We start from the raw sequence: 2,423 nt of genomic DNA, 5'->3' as shown, positions 1-2,423 counted from the left end.
GCCGCGCGGGCGGCGCTCGCTCTAACAGGCGCTGCCATACCTTGTGGCAAACACCTGTCAGCCCTAAGGCGATCCCTGTGGGAGCTGGCTTGCCGGCGATGGGGCGCGAAGCGACCCTGGTTTTACAGGTGTGGCTGGGCGCAGTGCCCGGGCCTTGAGGTACTCACGCACTTCCACGGCATCCCCGGCAAACTCGATGCGCTCGGCCTTGGCTGCCCGCTGGTAGGCATACATCGGGTCGTAGTACTCGTTCAGCAAACCCTCGATCCAGCCCCGGTGCAGGTCCACCGCGCCGCTGCGCTGCTGTTCTTCCAGGGCCTGGCGCAGAACTTCCGATAGCCGTTGGTAGCGTTCGCCACCCAGGCGCTTGTGGATGTTGGCCATGCTCTGCAGCATGCGCTCGGCAAACAGGCGGCGACCGTCTTCCTCGCCATGCACGGCCATAAACTCGGCACTCAGGTTGATCACATAGTCGCGAAGAATGCGTTCCACGCGGTTAGCGAAGCTGTCCTCCAGCCACACCAGCGGATACCGCTGCATGCCTTGGTATAGCTCCAGCGGCAACGTGCAACTGCCGACAATACGGCCTTCATCTTCCAGCACGAACTGCTCGACCCCTCGGGCACGCTTCTTCAGCACATCGATGGCCAACTGGTTCTCGAAATCGATCTGCGCCGGCTGCGCCGTGGCGCGCTTGCCGAAGCTGGAGCCGCGGTGATTGGCGTGGCCTTCCAGGTCGAGCACGTTGTCCAGTTGCTGCAGCACATCGGTCTTGCCGGTGCCGGTCAGGCCGCCGACCAGCACGAAATCGCATTGGGCCACCGCCTGCTGGGTCGTCCCCAGCAGAAAGTTACGCATGGCCTTGTAGCCACCTTTGACGCGTGGGTACTGGATGCCCGCTTCATCGCGCAGCCAGCCCTGCACGATCTGCGAGCGCAGGCCGCCCCGGAAGCAGTACAGGTAGCCCTCGGGATGCGCCTGGGTAAAGGCTACCCAGGCTTGCAGGCGGGCCTGCTTGGTAGCACCGCTGACCAACTGGTGGCCCAGCGCGATGGCGGCGGCCTGGCCCTGTTGCTTGAAGCAAGTGCCGACCTTCTGCCGCTCCTGGTCGTTCATCAGCGGCAGGTTGACCACGCCAGGGAAGGCGCCTTTGGCGAATTCGACCGGCGCGCGCATGTCCATCATCGGCACGTCGGCGAGGAACAGCTGGCGAAAATCGGTGCAGTCGGGGCGCATCAGATCACCTCGACCGCGTGGCTCTGTCGCTCGACCAGCTTGCCGATCGGCGCCAGTTGCAGGCCCAGTTCGGCGGCCACCGCCAGGAACTCTGCTTCACCTTGCGGGGTAACTGCCACCAGCAGGCCACCGCTGGTTTGCGGGTCGCACAGCAGGTGCTTCTGGTCGTCGCTGAGCGTACCGATCTTGTGCCCGTAGCTGTCGTAGTTGCGCAGGGTGCCGCCGGGGATGCAACCCTCGGCCAGGTAGTGGTCGACACTGGGCAGGCGCGGTACAGCGGCGTAGTCCAGGTGCGCGGTAAGGCCGCTGCCTTCTGCCAGTTCGACCAGGTGGCCGAGCAGGCCGAAGCCGGTGACGTCGGTCATGGCCTTGACCCCGTCCAGCTTGCCAAAGCGGCGGCCGGGGGTATTGAGGGTGCACATCCAGTCACGGGCCAGGCCTTGGTCCTGCGCGCGCAGCTTGGCCTTTTTCTCGGCAGTGGTGAGGATGCCGATGCCCAGTGGCTTGGTCAGGTACAGCTGGCAGCCGGCGCTAGCGGTGTCGTTGCGCTTGAGGTGGCGCTTGCTGACCACGCCGGTGACAGCCAGGCCGAAGATGGGCTCGGGAGCGTCGATGGAGTGGCCGCCGGCCAGTGGAATACCGGCTTCAGCGCACACGGCACGGCCACCGCGGATGACTTCGCGGGCGACTTCCGGTGGCAGCACGTTGACTGGCCAGCCCAGGATGGCGATGGCCATCAGCGGGTCGCCGCCCATGGCGTAGATGTCGCTGATGGCGTTGGTGGCGGCGATTCGACCGAAGTCATAGGGGTCATCGACGATCGGCATGAAGAAGTCGGTGGTCGAAACCACGCCACGTTCGTCATCCAGTGCGTATACCGCGGCATCATCGCGTGAGGCGTTGCCGACCCACAGTTTCGGGTCCAGGGCCTGGGTGCCACTTTCAGCGAGGATCACGTCCAGCACCTTGGGGGAAATCTTGCAGCCACAGCCGGCACCGTGGCTGTACTGGGTCAGGCGAATCGGCTCGCGCATACGTACCTCAGCAGGTCAATTTGTTGCGCGATTGTAGCAAAGCTGGCCTTTGCGCCTGTGCCTCTTATAATTCCTTGGGCCAGCTTCAAGCTTCAAGCTTCAAGCAAAAGCAAAAGCCACATGCAGGCTGCTTTTGCTTGCAGCTTGCAGCTT

At 64.1% G+C, this 2,423-nt stretch carries 2 protein-coding genes; both read right to left on the bottom strand.

What is annotated here, in order from left to right:
- Positions 1-63: 63 nt before the first annotated feature.
- On the bottom strand, positions 64-1,236 hold the full coding sequence (gene mnmH, locus G1E_RS26890; protein ID WP_256220467.1) for a tRNA 2-selenouridine(34) synthase MnmH: 1,173 nt from the start codon (positions 1,234-1,236) through the stop codon (positions 64-66).
- On the bottom strand, positions 1,236-2,270 hold the full coding sequence (gene selD, locus G1E_RS26885) for a selenide, water dikinase SelD (protein ID WP_009682058.1): 1,035 nt from the start codon (positions 2,268-2,270) through the stop codon (positions 1,236-1,238). The genes mnmH and selD overlap by 1 nt, the downstream gene beginning before the upstream one ends.
- Positions 2,271-2,423 lie beyond the last annotated feature (153 nt).

The sequence above is a fragment of the Pseudomonas sp. TJI-51 genome, from assembly GCF_000190455.2.
In the GTDB taxonomy this organism is placed as follows: Bacteria; Pseudomonadota; Gammaproteobacteria; order Pseudomonadales; family Pseudomonadaceae; genus Aquipseudomonas; species Aquipseudomonas juntendi.
This window is presented reverse-complemented; position numbering and strand designations above follow the sequence as displayed.